Genomic DNA, 14,322 nt, shown 5'->3' on the forward strand with positions numbered 1-14,322 from the left:
CACGCCATGACCCCCGCGATCCGCCTGCTCGAGTCACGCGGTGTGGCCCACCAGGTTACCAGCTACGAACTGGCGAGCGACGCCGACATCGCCACCCAAGGCTCCTACGGCCTCGATGCCGCCCGGGCGCTCTCGCTACCGCCGGCCAGCGTGTTCAAGACGCTGCTCGCCCAGCTCGACGACGACCGCCTGGTGGTCGCCCTGGTGCCCGTCGATGCCACGCTGGATCTCAAGGCGCTGGCCAAGGCCGCCGGCGTTCGCAAGGCACGGATGGCGGATGTCCCGGTGGCCGAGCGTGCCACCGGCTACCTGGTCGGAGGCATCAGCCCGCTGGGCCAGAAGAAGCGCCTGCCGACCTTTCTCGACGAAAGTGCCCTGACGCTCGAGACGCTCCACGTCAGCGGCGGCAGGCGCGGGCTGGAACTGTCGCTGGCGCGCCATGACCTGATCGCCCTGACCGCGGCCCGCACCGCGGATCTGGCGCGGCGCGGGTAGCCCTTCGCATGTCAATCGACTTCGACCTGTGGATCGACCCCGACGACCTCGATCGCCATCGCGCCGTCGAGCGCGTGCTGGAACACTACTTCATGGAGCGCCTGGCCGATTATCCCCATCTGCGTTTGCCGGGTCCCGACCCCTACGACTATGATGCGCCGTTCAATCGACTGCACACCGTGCTGGTCGAGCGCGCCCGCGACTATCTGCTGCGCGAATACCTCTACTCGCCCACGCCGATGCAACTGAGCCAGGCCTTCTACCGCGCCGTGGCTCGTTCCAACAAGGTCATAATGGATTCCCCCGATGGTGATTCACACCGATCAGACACCGACTGACGCCCAACTGGCGATCATCGCCGAGCAGCTGGGCCGCCCGCCCCGCGGGCTCGAGGCGGTCGCCGCCACCGATAGCCAGGGGCGCCCGCTGGTCCTGCGCATGGCGCCGATCGTCGACGACGCGCCCTTTCCGACGCTCTACTGGCTCTCCTGCGAGCGCCTCAAGGTGGTGCTGTCACGCCTCGAAGCCAGCGGTGTGATCAAGGAGCTGGAGGCACGCCTGCAGCAGGATCCCGAATGGCTCGCCAGCTACCACCAGAGCCACGCCGATTACGTCCGCCAGCGCTGGCACTTCATGACCGCCGAACAGCGCGCGGAGATCGAGCGGCGCGGCTTCGCGCCGCTGATGCGCGAACGGGGTGTCGGTGGCATCACCAACTGGGATCAGGTGCGCTGCCTGCATACCCAGTATGCCCACCACCTGTGCGGCGACAACGCCATCGGCCGCTGGCTCGATGCCGAGCACGACGTGGCCGCCAGCATTCCCTGAGCGGGGATACTGGCGGTACCTTTACACTTTCCATCGGTTTTTCTCAGGAGCGATAGCGTGCAGATCTGTGTTTACCTGGGTTCACGTGAAGGCAATGACGACCGCTTCGCCGCGGCGACGGAAGCGCTGGGTGCCGCGATCGCCAGACGCGGCTGGGGGCTGGTCTACGGCGGTGCCCGCAACGGCCTGATGGGCAGGCTGGCCAACGCCTGTCTCGCCGAGGGCGGCGAGGTGATCGGGGTGATGCCCGAGCACCTGGTCCAGCGCGAGGTCTCGCACCACGGTCTCACCCGGCTGATTCGGGTCGACAACATGCACGAACGCAAGGCCGCCATGGCTGCTCATGCCGATGCCTTCGTTGCCCTGCCCGGCGGGATCGGCACGCTCGAGGAGCTGTTCGAGATCTGGACCTGGCACTACCTCGACCTCCATCACAAGCCGATCGGCGTGCTCAATGTCGCCGACTTCTACTCGCCACTGCTGACCTTTCTCGATACCACCGTCGAACATGGCTTCCTCGATGCCTCGACCCGGCGCGCGCTGGTCGCTGACGCCGATATCGAACGCTTGCTGGACCGGTTGGCAGCGGATCGCGTCCCGGCCGCCTGACGCCGGGCTCAGCCCGCGCTCAGCGCCGGCGTCACCTCGTCAGCGCCGATATAGCGGCGCCGCTTGTCGGGCTTGAGCCGGGTGACGTCGACCACCACCAGGCCATCCACGCAGAAGCCGAAGTCAGTATCCACGCCGAACCCCAGGAAACGCACCGCACCGGGTTCGGCGACCTCGCAGTACTGCTTGTAGAGCACCGGCACGCTCACTCCCATCGCCTCCAGCTGTTCGCGCAGGCGGCGGAAGTCCTCGTCGCGATCGCCACCGTCGAACAGCCGCTCCGCCTCCAGCCGCCCGGCGTCGGAGAGCACGAACGGGGCCCGCGGCCGCACGCCCTCCTCGGGGTCGCCGTAGTAGTGGCGGTAGTAGCTGATCACCAGCTCGCGGGCGCGCAGCGGCAGCGTGGCCGAGAGCGAGACCGGGCCGAACAGCCAGCGCACCTGCGGATGATGTCGCAGGTAGGCGCCCAGCCCCTGCCAAAGATAGTCCAGGCTGCGCCGCCCCCAGTAGCGCGGCTGGACGAAGCTGCGGCCGAGCTCGAGCCCGTGGCGCAGCTCGTCCCAGGGTGCCGTCTCGAGGTGGAACAGGGTCGCGGCATAGAAGCCGCCGGGGCCGTGAGCGTCGAGAATCGCCCCCGCCTCGCCCAGGCGGTAAGCCCCGGCGATCTCCAGGTCACGGTCGTCCCACACCAGCAGGTGGCGGTAGTAGTCGTCGAAGGCGTCGAGATCACGCCGCCGGCCGGTGCCCTCGCCGACCCGGCGAAAGGCGATCTCGCGCAGCCGACCAATCTCGCGCAGCACCACCCCGTGGGGCGGGCCCTCGACCAATAGAATCTGCTTGCCATCCTTGGTCTCGCCCAGTCTGCGCGCCTCACGCAGCGCTTCCCGCAGCGCCTGCCGGCTCTCCGGATGGGCGATCGCCGCCTCGCCGCGAAATAGCCCCTTGCGACCCTGCCCCAGCCGGTAGACGTGCTTGCGCAGCAGCTTGAGCGTCGCCTCCGAGCGCAGGCCGCCGCGCGCCAGTTGCTCCAGCGGCAGCAGGTCGCCGATACGCACGCGGAGCTGGCGATCGCGCTGGCGAAACATCTCGTGCGGCAGCAGCAGGGTCCCGATCTCGTCGCGCAGGGCCGCCAGGGCGTAGAACAGCCAGGAGTTGCGTCCACCCACATGCAGCGGCAGCAGTGGCGCGTTGGTGCGGCGCGCCAGATGGAGGACCCCGGCCTGCCAGCGGCGATCTCGAATGCCCCGCGGCCCGGCCCGCGAGACCTCGCCGGCGGGAAACACGATCACCGCCTCCTCGCGATCCAGCGCCGCCTCGATCGCGGCCAGGCTGCGCCGATAGCCGCGCCGGTTCAGGTTGTCCAGCGGCAGCAGACAGGGTGCCAGCGGCTCGATCTGGGCCAGGATCGAGCTCGCCACGATGCGCACGTCACTGCGCACATCGGCCACCAGGCGCAGCAGTGCCAGACCGTCGAGGGCGCCCAGCGGGTGGTTGGCGACGATCAGCACGCGTCCGAATACCGGGATGTTCTCGCGCTCCCGCGAAGAGACGGCGTAGCCGAAGCGGAAGTAGTCGAGCACCTGTTCGACGAAGGCCAGGCCACGGGTCTCGCGGTGGCGTGCCAGGAAGTCGTTGACCTCGCGCTCGTGGATCAGGCGACGCATCAGCGCCGTGGTGCAGTGCCGCAGCCATAGCGGCAGGCGACGAAAGCCGCCGAGGTGTCGTTCGAGCAGCGCGCCGGTATCGATCATGGGCCATCCCCTCTCCTACGTGGGTGGCTGCCAGCATGGCGCTGACTTATGACAACGGCGTGGCCATCGCCGGGCTGCTAGAGTGAGGGGATGCCACTATCGAGGAGAGCAAATCGATGCACGCCATCGCTATCGAATCCGGCCAACTGATCTGGCGCGAGCACGACGATCCCGGCGCGCTGGGCGCCAGTGAAGTGCGCATCGAAGTCGCCTGGGCAGGCATCAACCGGGCCGACCTGATGCAGCGTGGCGGCAACTATCCGCCGCCACCGGGTGCCTCGGAGATCCCGGGATTGGAGGTCAGTGGAACGATCATCGAGATTGGTCGCGGCGTCGAGCGCTTCCGGCGTGGCGACCGCGTCTGCGCGCTGCTTGCCGGTGGCGGCTATGCCGAGCAGGTGGCGGTGGACGAGGCCCAGGTGTTGCCCATTCCCCAGGGCCTGGGTCTGCGGGAGGCAGCGGCCCTGCCGGAAGTCTTCGCCACCGCCTGGCTCAATCTCTACATGGAGGGCGCGGTGCAGAACGGCCAACGTGTCCTGCTGCACGCCGCCGCCAGTGGCGTTGGCACCGCCGCGATCCAGCTCTGCAAGGTCTTCGGCAACCCCTGTTTCGTCACCGCGGGCAGCGCCGACAAACTGGAGACCTGCTACCAGCTCGGGGCCGACGCCGGCTGGAACCGTCACGACGGCAGTTTCGTCGACGCGGTCAAGGCCTGGGGTGGTGCCGATATGATTCTCGACCCGGTCGGCGGCGATTACATCGCGCAGGATCTGGCCGTTCTCAACCCCGACGGCCGCCTGGTGCTGATCGGGCTGATGGGTGGAGTCGAGGCGCAGGTCAACCTGGGACGCATGCTGATGAAGCGCCAACGCCTGATCGGCTCCACCTTGCGCTCGCGCTCGGCCAAGGCCAAGGGCGCCATTCTCGATGCGCTCCATGCCCATGTATGGCCCAAGCTGGCCAGCGGCGAGATCAAGCCCCTGATCGCTGGCACCTGGTCGGTGCAGGAAGCGGAGAAAGCCATGCAGCATCTGTCCGACAACGCCAATACCGGCAAGATCCTGCTGAGCGTCAGCGGCGAGGGGTGAGCCGGCGCGGTACGCCAGGGCGGGTACGAAGCGTCGGCGAGCGAAGGCCGTGTTCGTGCCCGCCGCTAGCCGACGCCCAGCGTGGCCTTGTAGGTCAACTGCAGCAGCCGGGCGTCGTCGCCGGCACGATGACGGCGGATGTCGTGCTCAGCAGCGATCCGCTCCTTGGTCTGGGCCCAGCACTCGGTCTGGGCCTCGCTCAGCAGGCGCCGCAAGGCCTCCAGCCGAAACCGCGGCAGCATGCGGGCCTGATCGAAAAGCAGAGATAGCCAGGTATTGTCGTAGCCCCAGCTATCGCTGTAGGCGATGCCGCTCGCCGCCAGTTCGTCGTTGAGCCAGCGTGCGACCTCGATCGGCGGATAACCCTCGCGGATCAGGCGAGCGCGGGATATCCCGTGCAGCAGTTCGGCCTTGGGGTCCCAATGGGTCCACTCCTGCACGGGCTGGACCAAGAATGCGCAGCGGCTGCCATCGGGTCGGGCCAGGCCGACCTCGATGGGATAACTGCCGCGGCCAAAACCGGAGGCCTCGATATCTAGCAGGGTGGGCAGCAACACGTCACGGGCTCCTTCCATGATGCCGTCTCATCTTGCGACGCCGATGATGCGCCATCATGACAGTGTTGAAGCGCGACTTCATCCCGCCACCAGGCTGGAGGAGAGTCACGCGGCGGTAGGCCCGGATAGGTGGCGTGCGTCTCAGTGCGCCGCGAGCGCGGCGGGTGCCTCGCCGGCGGGGCTCTCTTCGCTGAGCTGGCGGGTCCAGCGCTGCCAGTCGTCCGCACGAGCGGGATCGCGGGGCAGGCCCAGCTCGCCGTGCCGGTAGGCATCGGCCAGCCGCTTGGCGGCCTGGACATGACCATTCTCTCCCGCGCGGGCGTACCAGGTCACCGCGTGATGCTCGTTGGGCTGGTACTGCGAACATCCCAGCTCGTAGATGCGTCCGGCCTGGTACTGCGCATGACGATCTCCCTGCTGGGCCGCCTGCAGGACGTAGCGCGCGCCAGTGGACTTGTCACGGGGAGAGATACCCCGGTGCATCAACACCCGCCCGTAGAGCGACCGCGCCGGAACATGGCCGGCATCGGCACAACGCTTGAACCAGCGCAGCATCAATCGCTGCTTGCCCGGCGACCGCGTCATCCAGCGCGTATGGCTGAGTTGCGTGGCCAGACGGAACTCGAATCGCGTAAAGAAAGAAAACGTCTGTGGCATAACTGACAGTGACCCTGGAGACTGGGACCCGTTAACGGTCCGAACTACCGTGTCGATCTGGACGCATCTTGTTTTCTATTACCGCAACACCAGGCAACGCTCTATGGCGCGTCGGAATCGACTCTTCACAGGCGCGCTCGGCCGAGGGCCGGGCGGCGAAAGGCCGCAAGGATACGCCTGCCCGCGTGGCGACTCAACCCCCCGCGTCCAGGGCCGGTTTGCCGCTTTCCGACGGCGCCAGTAACATACGATTTCCAACGGCTTTTTCGTGACGCCTCAGGCTCGTCAACATCCGTTTTCCCCATCTGGAGCGCAACATGCAGCGACGCCCCCTTGGCAAGACCGACATGCAGGTCTCGCGCCTGTGTCTAGGCACCATGACCTTCGGCGAACAGAACACCGAGGCCGAGGCGCACGAACAGCTCGATCGCGCCATCGCCGCCGGCATCAACTTCATCGACGCCGCCGAGATGTATCCGGTGCCGCCGAAGCCGGAAACCCAGGGCCGCACCGAGGCCTATATCGGCAGTTGGTTGAAGCAGCGCGGCAAGCGCGACGAGCTGATCATCGCCAGCAAGGCGGCGGGTGCCGGACGCGGCATGGCGCATCTGCGCGGTGGTCCGCGACACACCCGCGAACAGATTCACCAGGCGCTGGATGCGAGCCTCCAGCGACTGCAGACCGACTACCTCGACCTCTATCAGCTCCACTGGCCGGACCGTCACGTCAACTGCTTCGGCCAGCTCGGCTACCTGCCGGGCGACGATAGCGACGCGACGCCGCTGGAAGAGACCCTGGGCGCACTGAAAGAGGCCGTCGACGCCGGCAAGATCCGCGCCGTCGGACTCTCCAACGACACCCCCTGGGGCGTCATGCGCTGCCTGCATCTGGCCGAGACTCAGGGCCTGCCTCGCGTGGCCAGCGTTCAGAACCCCTATAACCTGCTCAACCGCAGTTTCGAGATCGGCCTCTCCGAGATCGCCCACCGCGAGTCCGTCGGCCTGCTGGCCTACTCGCCCCTGGCCTTCGGGGTGCTGTCAGGTAAGTATCTCGACGGCCAGAAACCGCCCAAGGGCCGGCTGACGCTGTTCGAGCGCTTCTCGCGTTACACGTCGGACCTGGCGCAGGAAGCAACCCAGGCCTACGTCGATATCGCCCGCCAGCACGGCCTGGACCCGGCCCAGATGGCACTGGCCTATGTGACTTCCCGGCCTTTCGTCACCAGCAACATCATCGGTGCGACCACGCTCGAGCAGCTCGATGCCAATATCGACAGCGATGGACTCGAGCTGTCCGCCGAAGTCCTCGAAGCGATCGAGGGCGTGCATCGACGAATTTCCAACCCCTGCCCATGAAACTCGGCCCTGAGAGTCGTTTTCGAAACTCGGTCCTGATGGTCGCCGCCAACGACGACCGATAACGCCACCTCCAACACGGGTAAGCGCGCCATGCTCAGCATCCTCTCTCCGGCCAAGACCCTGGATTTCGAGACGCCCCCGACGACCCGGGACGTCACCCAGCCCGATTATCTCGACCTGAGTCGCGAACTGATCGACATCCTGCGCGGCTATTCCCCCCAGCAGCTGTCGGAGCTCATGGGCATCAGCGACAAGCTCGCCGGGCTCAACGCCGCCCGTTACGCCGACTGGAAGACCCCGTTCTCGCTGGATAACGCCAAGCCAGCGGCGCAGGCCTTCCAGGGCGATGTCTATGTCGGGCTGGAGGCGACCGCCTTCAGCCAGGCAGACAATGCCTTCGCTCAGGATCATCTACGGATTCTATCCGGGCTCTACGGCATGCTGCGGCCGCTGGATCTGATCCAGCCCTACCGCCTGGAAATGGGCATCCCGCTGGACAATGCCGCCGGCAAGGATCTCTACGCCTACTGGCGGGAGCGGCTGACGCCCGATCTGGACCAGGCCGTCGCCGCCAGCGGCAGCTCGACGCTGGTCAACCTCGCCTCCAACGAATACAGCAAGGCGATCGACTTCAAGAGACTCCAGGCCGACGTGGTCTCGCCGGTATTCCAGGACGAGAAGAACGGCCAGTTCAAGATCATCAGTTTCTATGCCAAGAAGGCTCGTGGCCTGATGGCCGCCTGGCTGATTCGTGAACGAATCGAGGACCCCGCGGCATTGACCGGATTCGATGTCGCCGGCTACCGCCATGCACCTGACGAGTCCAGGCCGGGCAAACCCGTCTTCCGCCGCCGCGAACGGGATCGTGAGTAGAGACACACACGACCAAAGAATCGGAGCGAAGGTCACGCCGTTCAGCTTCCATTCACGCCCGTCTGCAACAATGCCCGCAGCAACGAGTGCGCGACGTCGTCACTCGACCCGCAATAACGCTGATTTCAGGAGAACGCCATGCGTCATCTGCTCGTCATGTTGATGGTCGGTATGCTCGGCTTTGCCGCCGCCGTCGACCACGCCGAGGCTCGCCGTATGGGTGGCGGCAAGAGCTTCGGTTCTTACTCGCGCTCGGTGCAGCAGCCAACCCCGACCACGACGCGCACCAACGCATCCGCCCCGCCCCGCCAGCCCAGCGCCGGACTGTCGCGCTTCGCCGGCCCGCTGGCGGGAATGCTCGCGGGTGGCCTGCTGGCGTCGCTGTTCTTCGGTGGCGCCTTCGACGGGTTCCGGATGATGGACTTCCTGCTGATCGCACTGGTCGCTTTCATCGGCTTCCGGCTGCTGGCGGGCCGTCGACGGCACGCCCCGGCCGGCCATCGCGATGACGCTCAGGCGCATCATGACACCAGCGCCCAGCCGAGCCCGTTCATGAGCACCGGCGCGTCGGGCACGAGCACCGGCGGCATCGCCTCCGAGCCGGAGTGGTTCGATCGGGAACGCTTCCTGGCCGGCGCCAAGGAGCACTTCACCACCCTGCAGCGCGCCTGGGACAACAACGACCTGAGCCGGATCCAGGAGTACGTCACCCCCGAGCTCTACAACCTGCTGAAAGCGGAGCGCATGGAGCAGCCGGCCAACAACCGCACCGAGATCGTGCGCCTGTTTGCCGAACTCGGCAGCGTGCAGGAGTTCAAGGACGAAGCCGAAGCCACGGTGCTGTTCCACGGCATTCTGGAGGAGAATGGCGCGGAGAACGAGTTCAACGAAACCTGGCACCTGAAGCGGGCGCTGCGTGACGGTGCACCGTGGTACGTCCAGGGCATCGAGCAGAATCCGAACGCCTGACAAGTTTCGCCCCATCCTCGACGAGAAGACCCGAGCCCTGCACTGACAGGCTCGGGTCTTTCTCATGGTGGCGCCATCAGCGCCGGGATGGCGACGCGCTCCCCTCAGTCGTCGCGATCGATCGCGAACGCCGACCAGGCCTGGCGTGTCGGCATCACTTCCAGACGGTTGAAGTTGATGTGCGGGGGCAGCGTCGAGATGTAGAACATCTGCTCCGCGATGTCCTGGGCAGTCAGCGCCGTCGTGCCCCGATAGAGGTTGTCGGACGCGGTCTGATCGCCGCCGGTGCGCACCAGCGTGAACTCGGTTTCGGCAATACCCGGGGCCAGGTCGGTGACCCGCACGCCGGTACCCAGCAAGTCGCAGCGCAGGTTATAGCTGAACTGCTTCACGAACGACTTGGAAGCGCCGTAGACATGACTGCCCGGATACGGCCACTGCCCGGCGATGGACCCCACGTTGATGATCGTCGCGCCTTCTCCCACCTCGATCAGCGTCGGCAGCAGCGCATGGGTCACGTTGACCAGCCCGGTCACGTTGGTATCGATCATGGTGTGCCAGTCCTTCAGCGCGACCTTCTGGGCCGGCTGAGGCGCCAGCGCCAGTCCGGCGTTGTTGACCAGCGTGCGCACCCGCTGGAAGCCTTCGGGCAGATCGTCGACCGCCCTCTGCACGGCTTCGTCGTCGCGCACGTCGAGAACGATGGTATGCACCGCCACCTTGTCGGCCAGCTCCGCCTCGAGTGCATCGAGGCGTTCGCCACGACGCCCGGACAGCACCAGCGACCAGCCGGCCTCGGCGAAACGATGGGCCGCGGCACGCCCGAACCCGGAAGTGGCACCGGTAATGAAAGCAACATCGCTCACAGCATTCTCCTTGTCTGACTTCGAGTGACCGGACGCACGACCGCGTCCTTCGTTAACGAATGAAATTCATCCTGACACCCCCTCGCCACGCAGGGTCTACCCTGCGATCACGATACGCGGGTGGCGGCCAGCCCTACAGGATTTCCCGAGCCAGCACCCATATCGATAGCACGATCAACAGCGGCGCCACGGTGACCTTGAGCGAGCGCGGCGGTGAACGCTCGAAGGCCCACTGCCCCAGTCCATTGCCGAGCAGGGCTGGCACCAGCAGCCACGCCGCCCGAGACAGCGTCGTCCCGTCCAACCCTCCGGCCAGCCCGAGCCCGATCAGCGACGCGCCACTGCTGGCAGCGAAGAACAGGATAGCCGTCGCTCTCAGTGCCACCGGACGCATCCGCTGGTGCAGCAGATAGAGCATCAACGGGGGGCCACCGGAGGAGGCGAGGGTCATGCACAGCCCGGATATCCCCCCGGCGGCGATGCTCGATAGCCGACCGGGCGGCGGCGTTGCCCCCCCGCTCGTCGCAATATCGGTGGCCGCGAGCGCCTGGGACGGTTCACGACGCCACAGCAGCACCAATGCCCCCGCCAGTGCCAACAGGGCGATCGAAATCCGCATGGGTGAAGCCGGGATGGAGGTGATCAGACTCACGCCGACGACGGTCGCGACCAGCATGCCAAGCAGAAGACGACGCAGGCGTGGCCAGTCGGCGAGACGACAAGCTCGCCGCCACAGCCCGACACTGGTGATCAGATCGAGCAGCAGCGCCAGCGGCACGGCCTCGATCGGCGGCAAGAACAGCATCAGCCCCAGCGCCATCAGCATCGCGAAACCGAATCCGCAGTAACCTCTGACGAGACCGGCAAAGCATGCCAGGGCGACGGCCGGCCACAACAGGGGCATCGATGACATCGGCGGAGCTCCCTCCTGTTGGCCGCAGGCAACCTTTCGACAAGGCAGCAACCATACTCAGCCGCTCCCGCTCTGGGTAGGGCCAGTTTCCCCGCCACCACGGGACATCCCGATGCGTCTGTCACGAGACCCGACACATTCTGGCTCTAAGAGATTCGTATGACGCCCCTTAGTCTCTGGGCTGTCAGCGCCTGGACCGTCGCTCGTGGCCGAGCGCTCACGGCTGACGGCTCGTCATCCCGACACTCATTTCAACGCCCACTTTCAACGCCCACTCACGCGCCGCCCTCCGGCACCGATAACAGGAACCCTGCCATGACCGACATTTCCAACGACATCGTCCAGCAACTCGATCGCCAGCACGTGTTTCACTCCTGGTCGACACAGGGCAGTCTCTCGCCGATGGTGATCGCGGGAGGCAAGGGCTGTCGGCTGTGGGATTACGCGGGCAAGGAGTATCTGGATTTCAGCAGCCAGCTGGTCAACACCAACATCGGTCACCAGCACCCCAAGGTCATCGCCGCGATTCAGGCCCAGGCGGAACAGCTGACCACCGTCGCCCCCGCCCACGCCAACCTGGCCCGCGGCGAAGCCGCCAAGCGCATCCTGGCCCGGGCGCCGGCGGGTTTCGGCAAGGTGTTCTTCACCAATGCCGGCGCCGACGCCAACGAGAACGCCATGCGAATGGCACGCGCCGTCACCGGTCGCGACAAGATCCTCTCGGCGTATCGCTCCTATCACGGCAATACCGGTGCCGCGATCGTCGCCACTGGCGACCCGCGCCGCGTCCCCAATGAGTTCGCCCGCGGCCACGCGCACTTCTTCAACCCGTTCCTCTATCGCAGCGATTTCTGGGCGGGCAACGAGGAAGAGGAGTGCCAACGTGCCCTGCAGCATTTGAAGCGGGTGATCGAGTGTGAAGGGCCGAGCGCCATCGCCGCCATTCTGCTGGAGTCGATCCCCGGCACTGCCGGCGTGCTGATCCCGCCCAAGGGTTATATGGAAGGTGTCCGCAAGCTGGCCGACCAGCACGGCATCCTGGTGATCTTCGACGAGGTCATGGCGGGTTTCGGTCGCACCGGCAAATGGTTCGCGTTGGAGCACTTTGCCGCCAAGCCGGATCTCATCGTCTTCGCCAAGGGTGTTAATTCCGGCTACGTCCCCGCTGGCGGCGTCATCATCTCCGACGAGATCTGTCGCTACTTCGACGACCACATGTTCTTCGGCGGCCTGACCTACTCCGGGCACCCGCTGGCGATGGCGTCGATCGTGGCCACGCTGGATGCGATGAGCGAGGAAGGCGTCGTGGAAAATGCCGACCGGGTCGGCAACGGCCCGCTGGCCGCCGGCCTGCAGCAGCTGGCACAGCAGCACGCCGTCGTCGGTGAAACCCGTGGCCTGGGCGTTTTCCATGCGCTCGAACTGGTCAGCGATCGCGCCACCCGCGCGCCCCTGCCGGCCGCCGAGATGGGCAAGATCAAGAGTGCGCTGATCGCCAAGGGCCTGCTGCCGTTCGTGGTCGAAAACCGTATCCACGTGGTACCGCCGTGCATCGTCAGCGAGGCGGAAGTGGCCGAAGGGCTGGCGATTCTCGACACGGTGCTTGGCGAGGCCAGCGCTCGACTCGCCTGATCGTCCCTCAGTCCCGGTTCCAACGACAGACCGCCGTGNNNCACGGCGGTCTGTCGCGTTGCGGCGATCGATTGGCCATCACGCGTTGCCCCACCGGCCGAGCGGCCGGCGCTCGCGCCTCGTCTAGCCGAAAGCTCGCGCCAGAGATCGAATCCCCGGCTCGATTCGCTCGGCATCGATAGCGCCGAACCCCAGGCGCATGTAGTTGCGCGGCGGCGCCTGGTCGAAGAAGTGCTGGAACCCGGGTTCGATCAACACGCCATGCTGGGCGGCCTGCCATGCCAGCCGCTGAGTATCGACAGCCTCGGGCGCCTCGAGCCAGAACACGCTGGCATGGTCGCCGCCCACTCGGCGGCAATCGGCCAGCTCGCGGCCGATGGCGGCGTTCATGATCTCCCAACGCTGGCGCATCTCGTCGGCGAACAGCCGCAGATAGCGATCGTAGTGCCCCTGGGAGAGAAACTGTGCCAGCTGCTGCTGCAGCCCGGACGGCGGATGTCGATACATCAGTCTTCTCAGCGCGCGCAGCTCCTCGATGAGTTCCGCGTCCGCCACGACATAGCCCAACCTCAGCCCGGGCGAGAGCGGCTTCGACAGACTGCTCATGTAGATCACGCGGGAACCCGCTCGGCTCGCCTTCAGCGCCGGTTGGGCATGGCGGTCGAAGTTGACCTCTGCATCGTAGTCGTCTTCCAGCACGATCTGGTCGCGACGCTGGATCTGCTCGATCAACGCCTCGCGCCGACGTCGGCTCATGGTCACGCCGGTCGGCCCCTGATGGCTGGGCGTCACGTAGAGATAATCGCTCTTCGCCGCCGCCGCATCCAGGCACATGCCCTCGCTGTCGATCGACTGATAGCGTAACTGCGCCCCTTGGCGCAGGAAGACGTTGGCGGCCTCGCGATAGCCGGGGTTCTCCATCGCAACCCGGGTTCGCGCATCGAACAGCAACTGGGCGATCAGGAAAAGCGCGTTCTGCGAGCCCAGCGTGATCAGGATCTCGTCACTGCGCGCATGGATGCCCCGCTTGGGCAGCACCCGGGTGCGCAGTTGCTCGATCAGCATCGGGTCATCCTGATCGTAACGATCGCTCAGCCAGTGCCGCTCTCGTCGGCCGCCCAGCAGCAGGCGTGAGGTTTCCCGCCACTGCTCCAGCGGAAACAGGCGCGTATCCAGCTGGCCGTAGACGAAAGGAAATTCGTAGTGCATCCAGTTGCTGGGCCGGAGAACACCCTGCAAATGGCTCGGTCGATGGGTAAAACGACTGCCCCAAGCGGGTGCATCGACGACCTCGTCGCGGGAACATCCGCCCGTTTCCGGTGCATCCGGCTCATGGTACGCGTCGTGTAGGTAGTAACCGCTACGCGGCCGACTGACCAGATACCCATCCTCCACCAACCCTTCGTAGACGAGCGCCACGGTGTTGCGCGAGATACCCAACTGCAGCGACAGCTTGCGACAGGAGGGCAACGCCTCTTCGGTGGGGATCGTGCCGGTATGAATGGCATCCAGCAGCGCCTCGCGCAGCTGCTCCTGCAGGCCGCGCTGAACATCGAAATCGAGATGGAAGTAGTGGTCGAGCATGCCGAGCTCCCGCTGAAAGACGACATACCACTCCTGCAAGATTCGCGCCATCGCCGGCAGCGACGCGGGCGGAGGAGGCAGAGGCACCATCAACTGTCTCGACCACGGGAAGAATCTGTCCTGTAGCACCACGATGACGGAC

At 66.1% G+C, this 14,322-nt stretch carries 15 protein-coding genes; 9 read left to right on the top strand and 6 right to left on the bottom strand.

Going from position 1 to position 14,322, the window contains the following annotated elements; genetic code table 11:
• Positions 1-6: 6 nt before the first annotated feature.
• From ybaK to DOM56_RS05135, 4 genes are read left to right on the top strand one after another with little or no spacing between them, the layout of a single operon-like run.
• Positions 7-495 (top strand): Cys-tRNA(Pro) deacylase, encoded by a 489-nt coding sequence (ybaK, locus tag DOM56_RS05120; protein ID WP_110707821.1) that lies wholly within the window; start codon positions 7-9, stop codon positions 493-495.
• A gap of 8 nt (positions 496-503) precedes the next feature.
• Entirely contained in the window at positions 504-833 is a 330-nt protein-coding gene (locus DOM56_RS05125) for a hypothetical protein (RefSeq protein ID WP_110707822.1), read from the top strand.
• A complete protein-coding gene (locus DOM56_RS05130; protein ID WP_110707823.1) occupies positions 802-1,323 on the top strand; it encodes a DUF501 domain-containing protein in 522 nt (173 codons plus the stop codon). Before DOM56_RS05125 ends, DOM56_RS05130 begins: the two co-directional genes overlap by 32 nt.
• Before the next feature lie 57 nt (positions 1,324-1,380).
• Complete coding sequence (locus tag DOM56_RS05135) at positions 1,381-1,932, top strand: TIGR00730 family Rossman fold protein (protein ID WP_157958169.1); 552 nt, start codon at positions 1,381-1,383, stop codon at positions 1,930-1,932.
• Positions 1,933-1,940: 8 nt separating this feature from the next.
• On the opposite strand, the gene DOM56_RS05140 is transcribed toward DOM56_RS05135, so the two are convergent.
• Positions 1,941-3,683: a lysophospholipid acyltransferase family protein gene (locus DOM56_RS05140; RefSeq protein WP_110707824.1), complete on the bottom strand. Its 1,743-nt coding sequence runs from the start codon at positions 3,681-3,683 to the stop codon at positions 1,941-1,943.
• Positions 3,684-3,799: 116 nt separating this feature from the next.
• Here DOM56_RS05140 and DOM56_RS05145 point away from each other — a divergent pair, with 116 nt between their 5' ends.
• On the top strand, positions 3,800-4,771 hold the full coding sequence (locus DOM56_RS05145; protein ID WP_110597882.1) for an NAD(P)H-quinone oxidoreductase: 972 nt from the start codon (positions 3,800-3,802) through the stop codon (positions 4,769-4,771).
• 65 nt (positions 4,772-4,836) lie between these two features.
• On the opposite strand, the gene DOM56_RS05150 is transcribed toward DOM56_RS05145, so the two are convergent.
• Both DOM56_RS05150 and DOM56_RS05155 read right to left on the bottom strand, forming a co-directional pair.
• Positions 4,837-5,346, bottom strand: a complete 510-nt coding sequence (locus DOM56_RS05150) for a hypothetical protein (protein ID WP_110707825.1) — start codon at positions 5,344-5,346, stop codon at positions 4,837-4,839.
• A 123-nt stretch (positions 5,347-5,469) separates the two neighbouring features.
• A complete protein-coding gene (locus DOM56_RS05155) occupies positions 5,470-5,985 on the bottom strand; it encodes a tetratricopeptide repeat protein (protein WP_110597884.1) in 516 nt (171 codons plus the stop codon).
• A 317-nt stretch (positions 5,986-6,302) separates the two neighbouring features.
• Between DOM56_RS05155 and DOM56_RS05160 the strand changes: the two genes are divergently transcribed.
• From DOM56_RS05160 to DOM56_RS05170, 3 genes are all read left to right on the top strand, one after another.
• Positions 6,303-7,340 carry an NADP(H)-dependent aldo-keto reductase gene (locus tag DOM56_RS05160; protein WP_110597885.1) on the top strand — a complete coding sequence of 346 codons (1,038 nt, stop codon included), beginning with the start codon at positions 6,303-6,305 and terminating at the stop codon, positions 7,338-7,340.
• Between the two features lie 93 nt (positions 7,341-7,433).
• Positions 7,434-8,216: a peroxide stress protein YaaA gene (gene yaaA / locus DOM56_RS05165; RefSeq protein WP_110707826.1), complete on the top strand. Its 783-nt coding sequence runs from the start codon at positions 7,434-7,436 to the stop codon at positions 8,214-8,216.
• Between the two features lie 138 nt (positions 8,217-8,354).
• Positions 8,355-9,185: a TIM44-like domain-containing protein gene (locus DOM56_RS05170; protein WP_110707827.1), complete on the top strand. Its 831-nt coding sequence runs from the start codon at positions 8,355-8,357 to the stop codon at positions 9,183-9,185.
• Positions 9,186-9,289: 104 nt separating this feature from the next.
• Here DOM56_RS05170 and DOM56_RS05175 read toward each other — a convergent pair whose 3' ends face one another.
• Together DOM56_RS05175 and DOM56_RS05180 are read right to left on the bottom strand one after the other, a co-directional pair.
• Positions 9,290-10,051 (bottom strand): SDR family NAD(P)-dependent oxidoreductase, encoded by a 762-nt coding sequence (locus tag DOM56_RS05175; protein ID WP_110707828.1) that lies wholly within the window; start codon positions 10,049-10,051, stop codon positions 9,290-9,292.
• A 133-nt stretch (positions 10,052-10,184) separates the two neighbouring features.
• On the bottom strand, positions 10,185-10,964 hold the full coding sequence (locus DOM56_RS05180) for a sulfite exporter TauE/SafE family protein (protein ID WP_198655685.1): 780 nt from the start codon (positions 10,962-10,964) through the stop codon (positions 10,185-10,187).
• Positions 10,965-11,279: 315 nt separating this feature from the next.
• Between DOM56_RS05180 and DOM56_RS05185 the strand changes: the two genes are divergently transcribed.
• Positions 11,280-12,596 (top strand): aspartate aminotransferase family protein, encoded by a 1,317-nt coding sequence (locus DOM56_RS05185; protein WP_110707829.1) that lies wholly within the window; start codon positions 11,280-11,282, stop codon positions 12,594-12,596.
• 123 nt (positions 12,597-12,719) lie between these two features.
• Here DOM56_RS05185 and DOM56_RS05190 read toward each other — a convergent pair whose 3' ends face one another.
• A complete protein-coding gene (locus DOM56_RS05190; RefSeq protein ID WP_232822184.1) occupies positions 12,720-14,270 on the bottom strand; it encodes a PLP-dependent aminotransferase family protein in 1,551 nt (516 codons plus the stop codon).
• Between the last annotated feature and the right edge of the window lie 52 nt (positions 14,271-14,322).

The organism is Salinicola sp. CR57 (assembly GCF_003206585.1).
GTDB lineage: Bacteria > Pseudomonadota > Gammaproteobacteria > Pseudomonadales > Halomonadaceae > Salinicola > Salinicola lusitanus.

Excerpts from the sequence above, each read along its gene's own strand:
- ybaK (WP_110707821.1), top strand. The coding sequence starts at position 7 with ATGACCCCCGCGATCCGCCTGCTCGAGTCACGCGGTGTGGCCCACCAG.
- DOM56_RS05125 (WP_110707822.1), top strand. The coding sequence starts at position 504 with ATGTCAATCGACTTCGACCTGTGGATCGACCCCGACGACCTCGATCGC.
- DOM56_RS05130 (WP_110707823.1), top strand. The coding sequence starts at position 802 with ATGGTGATTCACACCGATCAGACACCGACTGACGCCCAACTGGCGATC.
- DOM56_RS05140 (WP_110707824.1), bottom strand. The coding sequence starts at position 3,683 with ATGATCGATACCGGCGCGCTGCTCGAACGACACCTCGGCGGCTTTCGT.
- DOM56_RS05145 (WP_110597882.1), top strand. The coding sequence starts at position 3,800 with ATGCACGCCATCGCTATCGAATCCGGCCAACTGATCTGGCGCGAGCAC.
- DOM56_RS05150 (WP_110707825.1), bottom strand. The coding sequence starts at position 5,346 with ATGGAAGGAGCCCGTGACGTGTTGCTGCCCACCCTGCTAGATATCGAG.
- DOM56_RS05155 (WP_110597884.1), bottom strand. The coding sequence starts at position 5,985 with ATGCCACAGACGTTTTCTTTCTTTACGCGATTCGAGTTCCGTCTGGCC.
- DOM56_RS05160 (WP_110597885.1), top strand. The coding sequence starts at position 6,303 with ATGCAGCGACGCCCCCTTGGCAAGACCGACATGCAGGTCTCGCGCCTG.
- yaaA (WP_110707826.1), top strand. The coding sequence starts at position 7,434 with ATGCTCAGCATCCTCTCTCCGGCCAAGACCCTGGATTTCGAGACGCCC.
- DOM56_RS05170 (WP_110707827.1), top strand. The coding sequence starts at position 8,355 with ATGCGTCATCTGCTCGTCATGTTGATGGTCGGTATGCTCGGCTTTGCC.
- DOM56_RS05180 (WP_198655685.1), bottom strand. The coding sequence starts at position 10,964 with ATGTCATCGATGCCCCTGTTGTGGCCGGCCGTCGCCCTGGCATGCTTT.
- DOM56_RS05185 (WP_110707829.1), top strand. The coding sequence starts at position 11,280 with ATGACCGACATTTCCAACGACATCGTCCAGCAACTCGATCGCCAGCAC.
- DOM56_RS05190 (WP_232822184.1), bottom strand. The coding sequence starts at position 14,270 with ATGGTGCCTCTGCCTCCTCCGCCCGCGTCGCTGCCGGCGATGGCGCGA.